Consider the following 14,603-nt stretch of genomic DNA (forward strand, 5'->3'; position numbering starts at 1 on the left):
TTCTGCCATCAGGCGTTGTATGAGTAGATCTTTTTCTCTCTCGACCAGATGGATTGATAACGTAGCCCGGCGAAGATCGTCTTTAATCTGATTTGCTTGTTTGGCAGCTAAGTTAATCAAATGTCAAGGTAGGAATTTGCGAAGCCGCTCGATTTTTCACTCTGCCGGATCCTTTCGAGATCCCGTCGCCACGATCCGCATCATCGCATCCGGCAGGGGACGCTGAAGCTCCAGCGCAATCTCGGTCGGGGCCGCGAGCCAGGTGCTCCACGCCTCCGGCGTCGTCAGCAGCACCGGCATGGCCTTCGGGTGGATCGGGCCGACGATACCGTTGGCCTCGCAGGTCAGGAAGGAGAACAGGTGGTGCTCCTCCTCGATGCGGTCGGGGTTCTCGGCCTTCGTGCCGCGCACCCCCGTCCAGGGGCGCCAGATGCCGGCGAACGCAAACAGCGGCCGGTCCTCGCCGAGAGCGAACCAGGTCGGCGTCTTTCGCGGCTTGGTGTCGGCGTACTCGCTGAACGAGGACACCGGTACCAGGCAGCGGTACTCCGGCCTGAGCCAGGGCCGCCAGTGCGGGCTCTTCACGTTGCGCACGTTGGTCACAGGATGCTCGCCGAACGACTTCGGGCCCGGGATGCCCCAGCGCAACATCTCCAGGACGCGTTCGCCGTCCTCGGTCACGCGCACGATCGGCGCGCGCTGATCGGGGAAGATGCCCGGCAGCGGCGGCAGGTTGCCGGTGCGATCGACCGACACGCCGAAGGAAGCGCGGATCTCGGCCTGTGGCGTGATCAGGCTGTAGAGGTTGCACATGGCTCAGGTCCTCGACGGCAGCCCCGCGGGTTCAGGGCCACCCGTGGTGTCGAGCTTGGCCCGGCACGTCATGCCGTAGACGTTGGGGGTCCGGCTTCCAACCTCGCGCTGGAAGCGGCAGGTTTGCGTGAGGGCCAGGTACACGTCCAGCACCGAGGCATGCGCGCCGAAGCGCTGGCGCAGTCGCTCGATCACATAGGATCCGCGCCGTCCGCAGGGACTGCACAGGAGGACGATGCGTTCGGCGCGGACATCGCACAGGCGCTCCACGTCAGGTGCCCCGACCGGGTCCGGCACCGCGAACGTAGCCATAGGAGATCCGCCGTTCGGCCGTGGCCAGCTTCGCCTCCAAGCTCAGGATGTCCTCGATGGCCTGCAGCAGGGCCCGGCGGGCATCGCCACCGGCCGCTTCTGCGTAGGCCAGAGCGATCATCTCGGCCTCGCTCATGGACGCCATCTCGGCGATCTGCGTTGCGGTCATGGGTCTTGTCCTACCTTCAGTACAAAGCAGGAACATTCTGGACGGGCGCGGGTCAAACGCTTTGTGGACGACCTGTGCAGACCGGGGACAGAGGGCAGAAACGCCTTGCCAGGGGGAGCGTCACGCTGCGCTTCGAAAAGCTGTCAAGCATAGCAAGAGACCCGCCGCGGCCAGGGCCAGGCGGGTCTCGAAGGCATATCCGTAGGGCTCGGCCTTTACAGGCTCAAGGAGGCGTTGGCCGAGCCGACGATGCTGCAGACGATGCCACCCGCGAAGGCAGCGATCATCGCGGTGGAGAAGCCTTTCAGCAGCATGGGAGTCTCCGTCGCGAGCCCAATCAGCAGCGGTTTCCGCCCGAGGTCTGGCCGTATTGCTGGGTGGGGAAGTTCTGCTGGTTGGCGTTGCCCTCGGCGGCCGAGCTCATCGGGCAACCGAGATAGGCCGGAGGACGGCGCACATCGTTGACCGAGCCCGTGGTCTCGACGTCGTAGGGTGCGAACGACGTGTAGCGAGAGGGGCTGTCATAGGCCATGGCGGACGAGATCGGAGCAACGCCAAGGACAAGGGCGGTGGCGAGGGCGGCGATACGGGTCTTCATTAAAGCTTACGAGCTCCTTCACAGTACGAACCAATGTCTTGGTTCGTTTCTCTCTGTGTCTGAAACCAATATGGGGAGCCGTTTTCATTCTTGACGTGCCAGGGGACACGCACTGCACCGGATTAAAACTGAGCGTCGCAAATCCGGCCTCGGCTGGTCAGGCACGGGGCACCGAAGAGACATCCCAAGGCGTTGCATTTGATAGAGGTATACCAGAGACATTGCCTGAGCGGACGTTTCCGATCCAGGATCCAGGCTGCCCCACTTGGCCACCTGTGATCCGATCCGGGCTACGATCTCGCAAATGCCAACCCCATATCCCGGTCGAGAGCGGAGACGATGTCGTGTTCACAGTGAAGGGGATTGATCCGAGTGGCAGGGTGATGACCTTCGCCTGCGGCACGGACGAACAGGCGATGGAGAAGACGTGGGAGCTGCGGCGGCGAGGCTTTCGGGACGTCGTGGTCGTCGATCCCAAAGGCAAGGAGCTCGGCGATGGGGCGTTCGAGCGCTCCCTGGAGATCGACTGGGAATGAGCCGCGTGGCAGGCGGGTTACCCGGTGCGTGGCTCTAGCGCGTGCAGTCAGGCGCGACGCCACCGCATCGCGGCGAGCGTGCCCTCGATCTGCCCTCGCATTCATAGGTTCGCCGTCGAACGCTCCCCCCGGCTGCCGAGGGCATGAAGGGTTGCCATGGGCTCGTTCCGATGGGCCTCGCCCCGGGCGATCACGTCATCGCGTACCTCGACCGTCTCCGCGGGCAACCCGTTCGTATGCCCTCCCCGTTCAGGCATCTCGGCTTTGGCCGCCGTCGGCACGACATGGAACGCCAGGGAGGCCTTTTGGCTTGCGCGGGAACGACCGGCTTCACGAGCCTCGATCAGTCGAACTGGTGGTCGAATGGTGCGGTCCCCCCGACAGTCAGCCCGTGCGCCGCCCCTGTTCGGCCTCTGCGCGCCAGGCATCGCACTCGCGCTCGGCCTGCGCCAGTCGGAGACGCAAGGCCTCGTTCTCAGCGTGCTGCTCACCCGCGTCGACCGCCAGCTCGACGCATTGGTCCTGAACCTCCGCGAGTTGTCGGCGCAGCTCCGCATTCTCGATGACCACGGCAAGGAAATCGGCGCTGCGCTGGTCGCTCATTCCGTCCCCTATCACACCCATCCTGGGGCGGCGGGTCTATCTCAGCTCGCTGAACGCCACCACCCGGGACAGCGCGGCCCCCGGCCGCGGATCCCTGCCGCGCGATGCACGATGGCCTCGTACCGATCCACGGACTCCCTCAGGAGATCGCCCAGGCGAGCACCAGCATGCCGCCGAGGAATATCCCATAGGTGGCCATCACGGCGACGACTTCGCGATGCTGCCGGAGGACGGAATGGGAAGCGAGGAGCATGACACGGGACCAGAAGCTGGAATGCCCCCTCTTCTGATCCAAGACCCCTCCTGAGGCGAGACCTTCGGCCTGCGGAACGAACGAGAAACATCGCTCGTGGTGCGGCGGTCACAAAGCCGCCGAACGACGGCCTTGCCCCTTGCTGAAGGGAGGCGCCAAGAGCTTTGCGGTCGAGGCCGGCATCAGAGCCGCGCTGGTGCTGCGAAGCGATTCCCGAGATTGATCAAACGGATCCGGCAAGGGCTCGATATACGCCCAGCCCATGGCGTTGCGCCGCTCGATCAGATCCATCACCGCGTCGACGGCTCGACGAAGACGCACCCGGGTCATCGTGGCTTCGCTGTCCAGGGCTGGGTTGAGCGCTTCGAAGACGAGGTCTTCCTTGAACGCGGTCTCGATGAGGATTTCCTCTATCTCATGACGAACAGGATCAAGGAATTCGATGCCATAGCCGTCCGCTTCTCGCCGGGCGATGCGACACGCACGGGGTAGGCTGCTCAAGCCGATCGCAAGATCGAAATTTGCCGGGATGGGCGCGTTCTTCGGCGTACGCACGAAGCTTCCGTGAGTGGAGATATCTGTGATGAGGCAAGGAATAGCGTTACTTGAGAGCGGAACGAAGATCCTCGCCTCCAGATTGCATTGCTGTCTTTTGAATCGCCGCCGATCGGGCATCTACTATACCATTTTGTTGCATTAATACATCAAACTCGAGCCAATATCCCGATTGCCGGGTTAACAAACAATGAAATTACCCGGGAAAAGAATTTTGTGTCTCTGCGGAACTTCCTGTGAGACATTGGGTACATGCAAATCTAGTACGGGCCTCAGAAGAGATCACCAAAAGCGTTGCGCCTGAACAAGGTATACCAGCGCCGGCGCTGGTGCTCGGGTGATCGGGGTTCATGAGGCTGCGCTGGCCAAAGGCCGAACGGTCCCGGGTCGCGTTGTTCGTCGTGTCGCGGTCGCCGGTGGTCAGGATCACGCGTGTGGTTCGTACGGTACCCAGAGCATCGTCGGCCCCACTCGCCGGACAGACGAAGCGCCCTGCCCCGTCACGCCAGGAGCCCTCCCCTCCGTCCCACCAGCGCCCATCCGTTAGATGGAAGACGCGCCGTCCATGCGGACGGGCGCAGACCTCGCAACGTCCCTTGGCTCGCTCGAAGCGGATCACGGCCGAGAGATGCGGCCAGTCGGTGGGGTAGACGAAGCGGTGCTCGCGCCGGATCCGCTACGTCTGCCTCGCTGCGGGGGCGGGCCTGGAGGAACTCGCTGAAGAGCGTGTCCCGGCTGACCCCGAGGCGCGTGGCGATGGCCGCGATCGAGAGAGTCGATGGTGCGCATCATCTGGACGAGCGAGCGTCCAGACGACGAGCACGTCGGTGGGGCGGAGTGAGGCGAGGGCCGCCTCGAACTCGGGGCCCTTGATCCCGGCCTTATCGAACGTCTTCTCCTCGAGCAGGCACTCGCAGCCGGCTCGTGTCAGCGCATCACGCTGCAGGTCGAGGGTCGAGACGAGGGCATATCGGGATCGTGATTCCGGTACGTTTCATCCGCACTGGAAATCCAATCCTATCTTTCCCGACAGAGATGGGGCGTCTCGAGGGTGCGTAGATCGGACCCGGCAAGGGTAATCGGAAAACAATCGGATCTTCGACATCCCGGCCATTCGAGCGAATGCCTAGTGCTTTCTGGGGTTCATCATCGAGGTTCCATCGCAACCAATCACCCTGCGATCAGTTTCTTGTGATCAGCACCTCCGAACGCGTCTGCGCCGTTCCCGGCTGATCCAAGGACATCGACATGCGGGCTTTAAAGGCGATGACGATCGCCGCGCTGGTTCTGAACCCAGCCCTTGCACGCGCTCAAGGCGCATTGAGTCAGCCCACGCCCGATAGCAGCGGCGGAACCGGTAGACCTGCGAACCTTTGCACGGAACTCGTTGCCTTCGTGAAACAGCCCGAGGCCGCGACAAAGGCCGCGGAGGCACCGCCACAGCTCGCTACGGCGGTGACGGCCAAGAAGAGTGACGATACGTCAGCGAAGCCCTCAGCTCCGGGCACGCCCCAGAACACCTCGGGTCAGAGCGGGCAGATCACGGCCTCCGGACCGGGTGCGGCTGGCCCCCAGGGTGAGGCGCAGAACAAGGCCGCTCCGGCAGGCTCCACGGCCACGGCATCGGGACCTGCGAAGGTTGCGTCTGCGACGGTCCCGGCTGCGCCCGCGGCTCCCAAACCTTCCGCCGAGAACGTGCAGCAGATCGAGAGCGCGGCGGGCACGAACGACATCCAGGGTTGCCGAGCCGCTGCTCAGACCATGCGGCGGGCCGGCGTCGTGATGCCAGGGCCACTCCTGGCTCTCGCCGCAATGGCACCCCGGCTCCTGGAAACCGCCCCTCGTCCCTGAGAACGCTCGACCCCCGTCGCACGCGCACCGTCTCCTCGATCAGGGAGCCACTTTCACCACAGAGGATCACACTATGACGCGCCGCTCGACCACGCCCTGGCTGGTTCCCGCTCTCATCGGGTCTGCTGCTGCTCTTGGTGCATCCGCGCTGTTTGCGGTCGTGAGCGCCCGCGAAGCCGAGCGGCGCACGCGGCCCATCGGCGACTTCATGACCGTGGATGGTGTGCGCTTGCACTACATCGTCCGAGGCCACGGTCAGCCCTTGGTGCTGATCCACGGCAACGGCACGATGATCCAGGACTTCCTGGTCAGCGGAATCGTGGACGAACTCGCCAAGCGCTACCGGGTCATCATCTTCGACCGGCCGGGCTATGGCTACAGCAGCCGGCCCCGCGGGATCTGGACCCCGCGGGCTCATGCGACGTTGTACGAAAAGGCTCTGGAGCGGCTTGGCGTCTCGAACGCGGTGGTCCTTGGGCACTCCTGGGGCAGCCTTGTCGCCATCGCGCTGGCGCTGCAGGCGCCAAGCCTCGTGCGGAGCCTCGTCTTGGCTTCGGGCTACTACTACCCGACGCTGCGGGCCGATGTGATCCTGGCTTCACCCCCGGCGATCCCCGGCATTGGGGACGTCCTGCGCTACACCGTATCGCCACTCGTTGGTCGGGCTCTCATGCCGGGCATGATCAAGGGGATGTTTGCGCCGGCTCGCGTGCCGGAGCGGTTTGATCGGGAGTTCCCCAAGGAGATGATGCTGCGACCTCTGCAGCTCCGAGCATCCGCTGAGGATGCTGCGTTGATGACCCCGGTGACGGTCGAACTGCAGGCGCACTACCGCGAACTCAAATTGCCCGTCGTCATCATCGCCGGGGCCGACGATCAGATCGCAGATGTCGGACGTCAATCCGAGCGATTGCACCACGCCTTGCCTCAGAGCGAATTCATCGTCGTCCCAGGCATGGGCCACATGATCCATCATCTTGCGCCAAAGCAGGTCGTTCAGGCCATCGACCGCGCGTTCGAGATGGCACGCGGCGACCGTGTGTAATCAGAAAGGGCGGGACGATTTCGCATGGCACACTACATCGCAATCGAGAGAGCTACGGGCCGCGTCTACGGCGATACGGCACGCTTTGGTCAAGCCGGGAACGTGGCTTCCCCGGATGATGCGGTCTTTCTCTTTGACCGCCATCATGGCCGTGCGGCTCGCGGGTTTGGTCACGTCGGGCCAACGAGCACGGCGGCAAGCTATGACGTCTATGAGATCCAGCCATCCGGCTCTCATGCTCCGACGGCCAGCGAGGCTGGAGCACAGGCCCTCGTGAAGGACCACGGATCGTGGGTGGTCGCGCTCGTCAGCTACAATTCCTGACGGGCCTAGGACCGCGCAATCGATCTCGTCACGGAAAAGGCCAGAAACGCACTGGCTCCGACGGAAAGAGCTGCGATCACCAACAAATCGACGTCCGGCTCAAGCCACCTCAAGCCGGCCCCGATGTGCCAGGCATGAAGCCAGAAGCCGCTGATGGGAAGTGCCAGCACCGCTGTCGTCACAAGGTAGATGCGCCACCTGAACATCCGGCGAGCCTACGCTTGATCACGTGGAAGCGCTATTCCCGCAACATGTTACGCCTGTCCCAGGCATGGCGAAGCCGGTCAGCGCGACAGGCGAGCAAGGCTCCCGCTCCCATCGGACCAACCGGCTTCAGTCGTACAGTATTGCGGCCGGCCGTGTCGGCCAGCAGCGTGATCGGCTTGGACCGAGGCAAACACCTCATCTCCGATCTGACAGATGCAGTTTCGGTCAAGGTGGTTAAAGCTTCCTTACCTTTCACCGGAAGACCGCGAACCGAAACGGTGGGCCTTCGCGTTTCAGGCCGGCCTGAAGGTCGGCTGACAGCCGCCTCGGCGACGTCTGATGTCGGAACGACCGCTGTTTCCCGACATCGTTGCCGTCCGGTGTGCGTATGACCGCATCGTGACGCGGGCCATCCGCATTCGACCCACCCCTGCCCTTCAGCGTCCTTGAGGCGATGCTGGGAAGCAGGCGTTCGACACCCCATCCGGGATCGGAATCCTCGAACGCAGGAACCGCGCGGATGGCCGCCATCGGCCTTCCGACCATCGGGGAAGACAACGGGCGTGCTGTCCGACGGCGTCTCATCTTGTCGCCTCCTGCCCCTCGCGACCGGGCCTGCGGAATTCCAGCGGGAAGTTGTTCAGGACGCGCCAGAGTTCGTAGCCGACCGTCACCGTCTCCATCTGGATCCATCCGCGCACCTTGGCGCCCAGGGGAATGAACGCGACGTCCGGCCAGGCGATCTTGCCGGGTGCCGGCTCCACCAGGACCCGGAACAGGCCGTTCGGCTGAGCCGAGGGGTCAATCATCCGAACCTGCCCATCGAACAGGCCGTGGGCCACCGATGGCCAGCCGCTGAACTGAATGGCCGGCCAGCCCTCGAAGGCGAGGCGCACGGGCTGCCCGGGCCGGATCAGGGCCACGTCGCGGCCATCGACCATCAGTTCCACCACGCGCGTGGAGGCGTGCGGAGCCAGGGTGGCGAGGATGTCCCCGGCATTGACCAGGGTCGCTCCGGCCGCCGCGTTGATATGCAGGATCCGCCCATCGCGTGGTGCGCGCACCAGCTGCGCCGCCTGACGGTTCGCCGTCACATCCAGGCGACTCAGCTTCCCCCTGACCTCGGCCAGCCGCACGCGGCGCTCCGCAACACGGATCTGCGCGGCCTCGAAGTTGCGCCGCGTCACGAAGCCCTTGTCCGCGGCCTCCCGGGTCTGGCTGACCTCGCTCTCGACCACCCGCACCGCCTGTTCGGCGGCCGCGATCTCGGCCTCGATCTGCTCCCGCTCGGCCCCGAGCCGCTGAAGCAGGAAGGGGTCGTTGTCGGCAAGCCGTGCGATCGGATCGCCCGCCCGGACCCTTTGGCCATCCTCCACGTACCAGTGCTCGACCCGCCCTTGGACGAGGGCCGTGATCGTCTGCACGCGGTCGGCCGGGTTGGGCGCGATCACGCGGCCCGTTCCGGCCGAGGTCTGGACCCAGGGCACGGTGAGGAGGATCAGCGCCGCCAGGACGAGGCCGATACCGAGCATCCAGGCGAGCGCGAGGGCGGCACGGGGCGGGCGGATCGCGGTCAGCGTCGGGAAGTGATGCAGGTGTTCAGGCCGCGACAGCACGGGACGTCTCCTTGTCGTTGGCGCGGGCGAGCAGACCCGCGGGATCCGCGAACCGGACCTGGTCGCGCCTGCAGAGCCAGAGATAGCCGTCGTAGGCCTGTATCTCGGGACGTTGGGTGAAGTGCAGAACCGTCGTGCCCGCCTGGCGCAGGGCCACCAGAGCCGCCGCGACGTGTTCGGGCGCCACGAGGTCGTAGAGGGTACTCAGGATCAGGAGCTTGGGGGGCCGCGCCACCGCCGCGGCCAGCTTCAGGGCCATGATCTCGCGGGTCGAGAGCGGCCAGCCCGAGGACGAGAGCGGCGTGTCGAGGCCCTGCGGCAGCTGCAGGATGCGCTCCGACAGACCGAGGCGGTCGAGGCAATCCTGGGTCGTGGCTCCTCCCTGGTCGTCCGCGAGGGCGAGGTAGGCGCGGATCGTGGTCTCGACGAGCGTCGGACGGTCGAGAACCAGGATCTCGGAGCGCAGGCGATACATCTCGAAGGAGGCGATGTCGGCCCCGCCGATCATCACCAACCCGCGCCGCGGCTGCACCGAGCGCTTGAGCAGCGCGGCCACCGCTTGCTCGACCTGCGCCTCCGCGGTGACGGCGATCTGCTCGCCGCTGCCGACGGCGAAGTCCAGGCGCCCGCCCTCGACCTCGACGTCGCGTAGGCGAAGGGAGCCGGTCGCCGGCACCGCCCCCGTCCGCGCGAGGTCGTTCTCCTGCTCGATGTCGTAGAACAGCGACAGTTCGTGCAGCGCGGCCACGAGGTCGTAGAAGCTCTCCAGGTAGGAGCCGAGCTGCGAGATGCCGTAGAACACCCCCGACAGGACGAGTTCGGCCGCCACGAGCTGCCCGATCGAGAGCTGGCCCTGCAGGATCAGCCATCCGCCCAGCGCCAGCAGGGCCGCGCTGGCAACGGCGTAGACCGTAAGGCAGCCGAGGGTCTGCGCGAAGGTGTGACCGAAGTGGCGGCGGTGCGCCCGCACATAGGCGGCCGTCACGGCTTCCGAGCGCTGCAGGGCGAAGTCGAGGTGGCGGCTGCTCTTGTAGAACCCGTTCGAGCCGCCCACGCTCTCCAGCCAGCGGGCGGTGTCGTGCTTGGCGTGGCTGAGCCGCACACCCGAGCGGATCGCCGGGCCGGCCCAGACCAGCCACAGGAACAGCAGCGCGCCGACGAGGACCCCGTTAAAGGCCAGGAAGAAAGGGTGGTAGAAGCTCGTCAGGATCAGGCCGAGGGTCGATTGGAGGACGATGGCAAAGCCGCCGATCAGAAGGTGCGGCACCGCCCTCTGGACCGTCATGAGGTCGAAGAACCGATTGAACAGGTCGCCCCGCTGGGCGTCGTCGAAGAACGGATTGCGGGCGTGGACCGCGCGCAGGGTGATCTCCGCCACGATGCGGCCGAAGACGCGCCGCTCGAACAGCGCCATGAGGTAGACCCGGGCGGCGCTGAGCGCCGCCGCGATCGCCAGCAGGAGCAGGAGAAGTCCGGACAGCACGAACAGGGGCGCCGGCAGCGCGGTGTTCGCGACCGAATTGATCAGCAACTGGACCGAGATGGGCGTGGCAAGGCCCAGGAGGGCGATGGCGGCCCCGTAGACGACCGCCATCCAGACGTATCCGGCCTCCGGCTTCAGGAGGCGTCCGATCAGCTTGCAGGCCTTTGCCAAGGTCAGCGGTGTGTGCGGCGGCGCGATCATGGTTCACATCGTTCCAGGGTGGCGCACGCAGCCGCTCGCGATCCGCGACCGGCCAGTGCTCGGATTTCGTATGAGGACGGCGCAGCCTTTGCCCCGGCTGCGCGTCCGCGCGGACTCGACCGATCCGCTCTGCAACGGGCGGTCGGCTGGGCGCCTGACGGGCGCCTCGCACTCCAGGCAGCCGCGGGAAAAGCGGTCCTGCCGGATGCAGGGCTATGCGGGGGTCTTGGAACGCATGTGCGGCGGGCGCTCGCGTAGCGGTTCGCCAGAAGCCTGTCGGCTTTGGCGAACCGAGGGGGGCGGGCCGGCGGCCCGCGGGGTCAGCGTCGTCCACCGGCCCATGGGCCGGCGGCAGGGGCGTCAGCAGCGATAACCACCCGAGACCTGGCCGTACTGCTGGAACGGAAAGTTCTGCTGATTGGCGTTCCCTTCCTGAGCCGAACTCCGCCGGCAACCGTATGCGCTGTAGCCCTGATCCGTCGGCAGCGTGATCGCGCCGGTGACCAGACCGTCCCAGGTGGTGGGGGGAAGGGGGCGCTGCTGCGGACCGACCCGGTAGTCGGCCATCGCCACCGAGGTCGCCCCGGCGACACCGAGGGCGACCACGAGCGTCGCAGCAAAGGTCTTCATCACGGCTTTCATGGCTCATCTCCATTGCTTGGGCTTGGGGCACGCGAACCGGTGGGTTCGCGTGATTGGGCTGGGGCTCGAAGCGGCCTCTGTCCGCCGCATCGGTCCCGTGCTGCCACAACAGAGATTTGGATAAGCCCAGGCAATCGACAATGTCTCCGTCACAATACAAAGCATTGCGTTTTCAAATGGAGCGATCACCGCCGCTTACGATACGGCAGAAGTCATTGTATTCAAAATACCCACTAGCATACACTTCAGTCTTCATGTGCGATCCGTCACACGGGAACCGAATTCGGTCAATCTGCTCAGCGAGACTTTGTCCCAGCTTCTTGTACGGCGAATGAAGGCCTCGACATCAAAGGGATGCCGATGCCATCGCTCCCCTTCGATCTCGATCTTTTGCGCACCTTCGTGGCCATCGTCGACAATGGCAGCTTCACCCGCGCCGCCCGGCGCATGGAGCTGACCCAGTCGACGGTCTCCCTGCAGATCAAGCGGCTGGAGGAGGGCCTTGGACAACGCCTGTTCGACCGGGATGGTCGGGAATTGCAGTTGACGCCCGAAGGCGAGGTTCTGCTGACGTATGCGCGGCAGATGCTGAAGCTCGGGAGCGAGGTCCTTTCTCGCATCGTCGAACCGGATGTGCGGGGCGTGGTTCGGCTGGGCACACCCGAGGATTTCGCCACCGTGCACCTATCGGACATCCTGGCCCGCTTCGCGCGCGCCCACCCGCAGGTCGCGCTGGAGGTGTGCTGCGACTTCACCGTGAACCTGCTCGACGATTTCTCGAAGGGCCGCTACGACCTGATGCTGTTCAAGCGCGAGCCTCAGGGGTCCGGCGGCGGCACGAAGGTCTGGCGGGAAATCCTCGACTGGGCCGCATCGCCCCGCCTCCTCACGGAAGCCAGCGATCCGGTGCCGCTCGTCCTTCCGCCTTCGCCCGACGTGTACCGCCGGCGCGCCTTGTCCGCGCTGGATGCGAGTGGACGCCCCTGGCGCGTGGTCTACACGAGCCAGAGCCTGGCGGGCCTTCAAGCGGCGGTTCAGGCGGGACTCGGTGTCACCGTGCTGCCGACCGAGATGATCCCGGCAGGACTGGTCTCGGTCGGCAATCGCCTACGATTGCCGAAGCTGCCGGACACCGAGATCGTCCTCTACCGGGCGCCCGGCCCCCTCTCACCGGCTGCAGAACTCCTGTCCTCCACGATCATCGCTGCACTGGAGCGGCACGCGACCTGCCAGGAAACAGTCGCTTTGTAGCGTCGCCAGTCCGGCAACACTGTCGTCCTACGAACACCGCAGGTGGTCCGAGACGTCCCGAAACAGGGCTGCACCGTCTCGTCGATGGGAACCACATCACCGTGTCCGGCGCTTTGCCGGCCATCTATGCCGCCCGCACCGTTGCGAGAAATTGACGGACCTGGGCGTTCAAGTGCTCGGACTGACGTGACAGCTCGGAGGCGGCGCCCAGTACCTGGGCGGCGGCCGCGCCCGTCTCTTCGGCGGCGCCGGCTACCCCCGAAATGTTACTCGTGACTTCGCTCGTCCCCATCGCGGCCTGCGCGACGTTGCGCACGATCTCCTGGGTGGCCGCCCCCTGCTCCTCCACCGCCGCCGCGATCGTCGTTGCAACCCCGCTGATGTCCTGAATACGTGCGGTGATGCTGCCGATCGCCGAGACGGCGCGCGCTGTCGAGCCCTGGATCTGGGCGATATGCCCGCCAATCTCCTGCGTGGCCCGCGCCGTCTGGTTGGCCAGCTCCTTGACCTCGGCGGCCACCACCGCGAAGCCCCGGCCCGCCTCGCCGGCCCGCGCCGCCTCGATGGTGGCGTTGAGCGCCAGCAGGTTGGTCTGGCCGGCGATCGAGGTGATCATCGTCACCACGTCGCCGATGCGCGCCACGGCCGTGTTGAGCTGCTGGACCAGCTCAGCCGTCTCGGCGGCCTCTCGAACCGCGCTCTGCGCCATCGTGGCGGACGTGCTGACCTGGCGGCCGATCTCCTGCACCGAGGAGCCGAGCTCCTCGGCCGCGGCCGCCACGGTGTTGACGTTGGAAGCGGCTTCTTCCGCCGCGGCAGCGACACTGGTCGTCTGGTTGGCGGTCTGGGTGGCCGTGCCGGCCATGCTCTGGGCGTTGGCCTGCAGCTCGGTGGCCGAACTCGTCACCATGCCGATGATGCCGCCCACCGCCCCTTCGAAGCTGTCGGCCATCGCCCGCATCGCCGCCTGGCGCTGCGCCTCCGCCCCCGCCCGCGCCTGGACCGTGTCCTCCTCAAGGGCCCGCATTCTGATCAGACCGTCCTTGAACACCTGGACGGCGTCCGCGATGGTGCCGATCTCGGTCCGGGCGCCCTGGTGCGGGATGGTCACGGAGAGGTCGCCGCCCGCCAGCGCCTGCATGGGCCGGACCACGGCGCGAATGCCGTGCGTGACGCCGTGGATGATGAGCGTTGCAGAGACGGTGGAGATGAGGAGACACAGTGCTATGGCGATGAGCCCCCAGGTATGGGTCGTCTCGAAGACGGTCTTGCTCTCGGCCTGAGCTGCACTGGCGCCCTCGTTGTTCATGGCAACGAGCTTGTCGAGGGCTGCGGAGGCTGCACGGCGGGGGATGATGCCCTGACTTTCATAGAGCGCGTAGGCTTGAGCCTTCTGACCGGCACGCGAGAGCTGAAGAATGGACTGGCGCACGCCCTCGAAATTCCGGGCTTCACGCGTGAACGTCTCGTAGAGCGCACGCTCGTCAGACGTGTCGATCATCGGCTCGAAAGCGGACTTCTTCTCGTCGAGCTTTTTGCCAAAGCGCTCCATGTCGGTCTCGATGCGTGCGACGAGTGCCGGGTCGACGGCTTGCGTGTGACGCAGGACGAGAGCGCTGGTCCGTGCAGTGAGCGTATCAATCTCGCCGAGGAGGCGCATGCTCGGCAGCCAGTTGGTTTCGATGTTGAGCGCCTGCTGCCGCATGCGGTGCGTGCCAATCACCCCCAGCAATCCTAACCCGACAGCAAGCAGTGTCAGCAGCGAGAAAGCGGCGATCAGCTTGGCGCGGATAGACAGATTTCTGACAGACACGATGAGTTCCCGGCGCTACCGAGCGGAGAGGTCCGATGCAGTGGCGGCGCATCATTACGGGAAAGTGTTAAGCGGATACTCTCTGGTGTCCCAAATACCAGCCAGCGCCTTCAGCCTCAACACGCGGGAAGGCGCACTTTCGCTGGCCGATCTTGCTCTCGTCTGAATCCGGCATCCGCCTGAGGACACCGCAGCGCATCGGGATAGACACCACAACGTGAAAGCATAAGAGCTCTAGCCCATTGCCTACAACAAATAAAATTGCTGCGGACCATGTAATGGCAATTATTCATAACCTTAGATTTTCAATAAATTCATATGCGACCATAGT

Annotated in this window: 14 protein-coding genes and 2 pseudogenes; 4 read left to right on the forward strand and 12 right to left on the reverse strand. The window is 65.2% G+C overall.

The genetic code is table 11. From position 1 onward, the window contains the following. Positions 1 to 156 precede the first annotated feature (156 nt). The 4 genes from AC6EUL_RS01160 to AC6EUL_RS01175 form a co-directional block, all read right to left on the reverse strand. Positions 157 to 813 (reverse strand): SOS response-associated peptidase, encoded by a 657-nt coding sequence (locus AC6EUL_RS01160; protein ID WP_499868364.1) that lies wholly within the window; start codon positions 811 to 813, stop codon positions 157 to 159. 3 nt (positions 814 to 816) lie between these two features. Continuing rightward, on the reverse strand, positions 817 to 1,125 hold the full coding sequence (locus tag AC6EUL_RS01165; protein ID WP_244476371.1) for a hypothetical protein: 309 nt from the start codon (positions 1,123 to 1,125) through the stop codon (positions 817 to 819). Beyond that, the gene (locus tag AC6EUL_RS01170) at positions 1,085 to 1,294 is read right to left on the reverse strand and encodes a hypothetical protein (protein WP_056218733.1); all 210 of its coding nucleotides are present in this window, start codon (positions 1,292 to 1,294) and stop codon (positions 1,085 to 1,087) included. Before AC6EUL_RS01170 ends, AC6EUL_RS01165 begins: the two co-directional genes overlap by 41 nt. A 337-nt stretch (positions 1,295 to 1,631) precedes the next feature. Continuing rightward, positions 1,632 to 1,892, reverse strand: coding sequence for a hypothetical protein (locus AC6EUL_RS01175; protein WP_056218729.1), 261 nt, complete (start codon positions 1,890 to 1,892; stop codon positions 1,632 to 1,634). A gap of 344 nt (positions 1,893 to 2,236) precedes the next feature. Between AC6EUL_RS01175 and AC6EUL_RS01180 the strand changes: the two genes are divergently transcribed. Continuing rightward, a complete protein-coding gene (locus AC6EUL_RS01180; RefSeq protein ID WP_056218727.1) occupies positions 2,237 to 2,428 on the forward strand; it encodes a hypothetical protein in 192 nt (63 codons plus the stop codon). Between the two features lie 384 nt (positions 2,429 to 2,812). Here AC6EUL_RS01180 and AC6EUL_RS01185 read toward each other — a convergent pair whose 3' ends face one another. The 4 genes and pseudogenes from AC6EUL_RS01185 to AC6EUL_RS01200 all read right to left on the reverse strand — a co-directional run. After that, complete coding sequence (locus AC6EUL_RS01185; protein ID WP_056273483.1) at positions 2,813 to 3,031, reverse strand: hypothetical protein; 219 nt, start codon at positions 3,029 to 3,031, stop codon at positions 2,813 to 2,815. A gap of 361 nt (positions 3,032 to 3,392) precedes the next feature. Beyond that, complete coding sequence (locus tag AC6EUL_RS01190; RefSeq protein WP_499868367.1) at positions 3,393 to 3,959, reverse strand: PilZ domain-containing protein; 567 nt, start codon at positions 3,957 to 3,959, stop codon at positions 3,393 to 3,395. A gap of 152 nt (positions 3,960 to 4,111) precedes the next feature. Next, positions 4,112 to 4,512 (reverse strand): annotated as a pseudogene (locus tag AC6EUL_RS01195) (hypothetical protein). Between the two features lie 95 nt (positions 4,513 to 4,607). Next, a pseudogene (locus AC6EUL_RS01200) lies at positions 4,608 to 4,785 on the reverse strand (recombinase family protein); the annotation flags it as partial. 978 nt (positions 4,786 to 5,763) lie between these two features. On the opposite strand from AC6EUL_RS01200, the gene AC6EUL_RS01205 reads away from it, so the two are divergent. Together AC6EUL_RS01205 and AC6EUL_RS01210 are read left to right on the forward strand one after the other, a co-directional pair. Beyond that, positions 5,764 to 6,735 carry an alpha/beta fold hydrolase gene (locus AC6EUL_RS01205; protein ID WP_499868369.1) on the forward strand — a complete coding sequence of 324 codons (972 nt, stop codon included), beginning with the start codon at positions 5,764 to 5,766 and terminating at the stop codon, positions 6,733 to 6,735. Positions 6,736 to 6,759: 24 nt separating this feature from the next. Next, on the forward strand, positions 6,760 to 7,059 hold the full coding sequence (locus AC6EUL_RS01210; protein WP_156389575.1) for a hypothetical protein: 300 nt from the start codon (positions 6,760 to 6,762) through the stop codon (positions 7,057 to 7,059). A gap of 788 nt (positions 7,060 to 7,847) precedes the next feature. On the opposite strand, the gene AC6EUL_RS01215 is transcribed toward AC6EUL_RS01210, so the two are convergent. The 3 genes from AC6EUL_RS01215 to AC6EUL_RS01225 form a co-directional block, all read right to left on the reverse strand. After that, positions 7,848 to 8,882: an efflux RND transporter periplasmic adaptor subunit gene (locus AC6EUL_RS01215; RefSeq protein WP_499868373.1), complete on the reverse strand. Its 1,035-nt coding sequence runs from the start codon at positions 8,880 to 8,882 to the stop codon at positions 7,848 to 7,850. Next, positions 8,866 to 10,566 (reverse strand): ABC transporter transmembrane domain-containing protein, encoded by a 1,701-nt coding sequence (locus AC6EUL_RS01220; RefSeq protein ID WP_056379492.1) that lies wholly within the window; start codon positions 10,564 to 10,566, stop codon positions 8,866 to 8,868. Before AC6EUL_RS01220 ends, AC6EUL_RS01215 begins: the two co-directional genes overlap by 17 nt. Before the next feature lie 360 nt (positions 10,567 to 10,926). Next, a complete protein-coding gene (locus AC6EUL_RS01225; RefSeq protein ID WP_499868374.1) occupies positions 10,927 to 11,208 on the reverse strand; it encodes a hypothetical protein in 282 nt (93 codons plus the stop codon). Between the two features lie 360 nt (positions 11,209 to 11,568). Between AC6EUL_RS01225 and AC6EUL_RS01230 the strand changes: the two genes are divergently transcribed. Then, the gene (locus AC6EUL_RS01230; RefSeq protein ID WP_244472736.1) at positions 11,569 to 12,459 is read left to right on the forward strand and encodes a LysR substrate-binding domain-containing protein; all 891 of its coding nucleotides are present in this window, start codon (positions 11,569 to 11,571) and stop codon (positions 12,457 to 12,459) included. Between the two features lie 124 nt (positions 12,460 to 12,583). Here the strand turns inward: AC6EUL_RS01230 and AC6EUL_RS01235 are convergent, their stop codons facing one another. Beyond that, on the reverse strand, positions 12,584 to 14,272 hold the full coding sequence (locus tag AC6EUL_RS01235; protein ID WP_499868377.1) for a methyl-accepting chemotaxis protein: 1,689 nt from the start codon (positions 14,270 to 14,272) through the stop codon (positions 12,584 to 12,586). Between the last annotated feature and the right edge of the window lie 331 nt (positions 14,273 to 14,603).

It is taken from the genome of Methylobacterium sp. 001424705, from assembly GCF_059816145.1.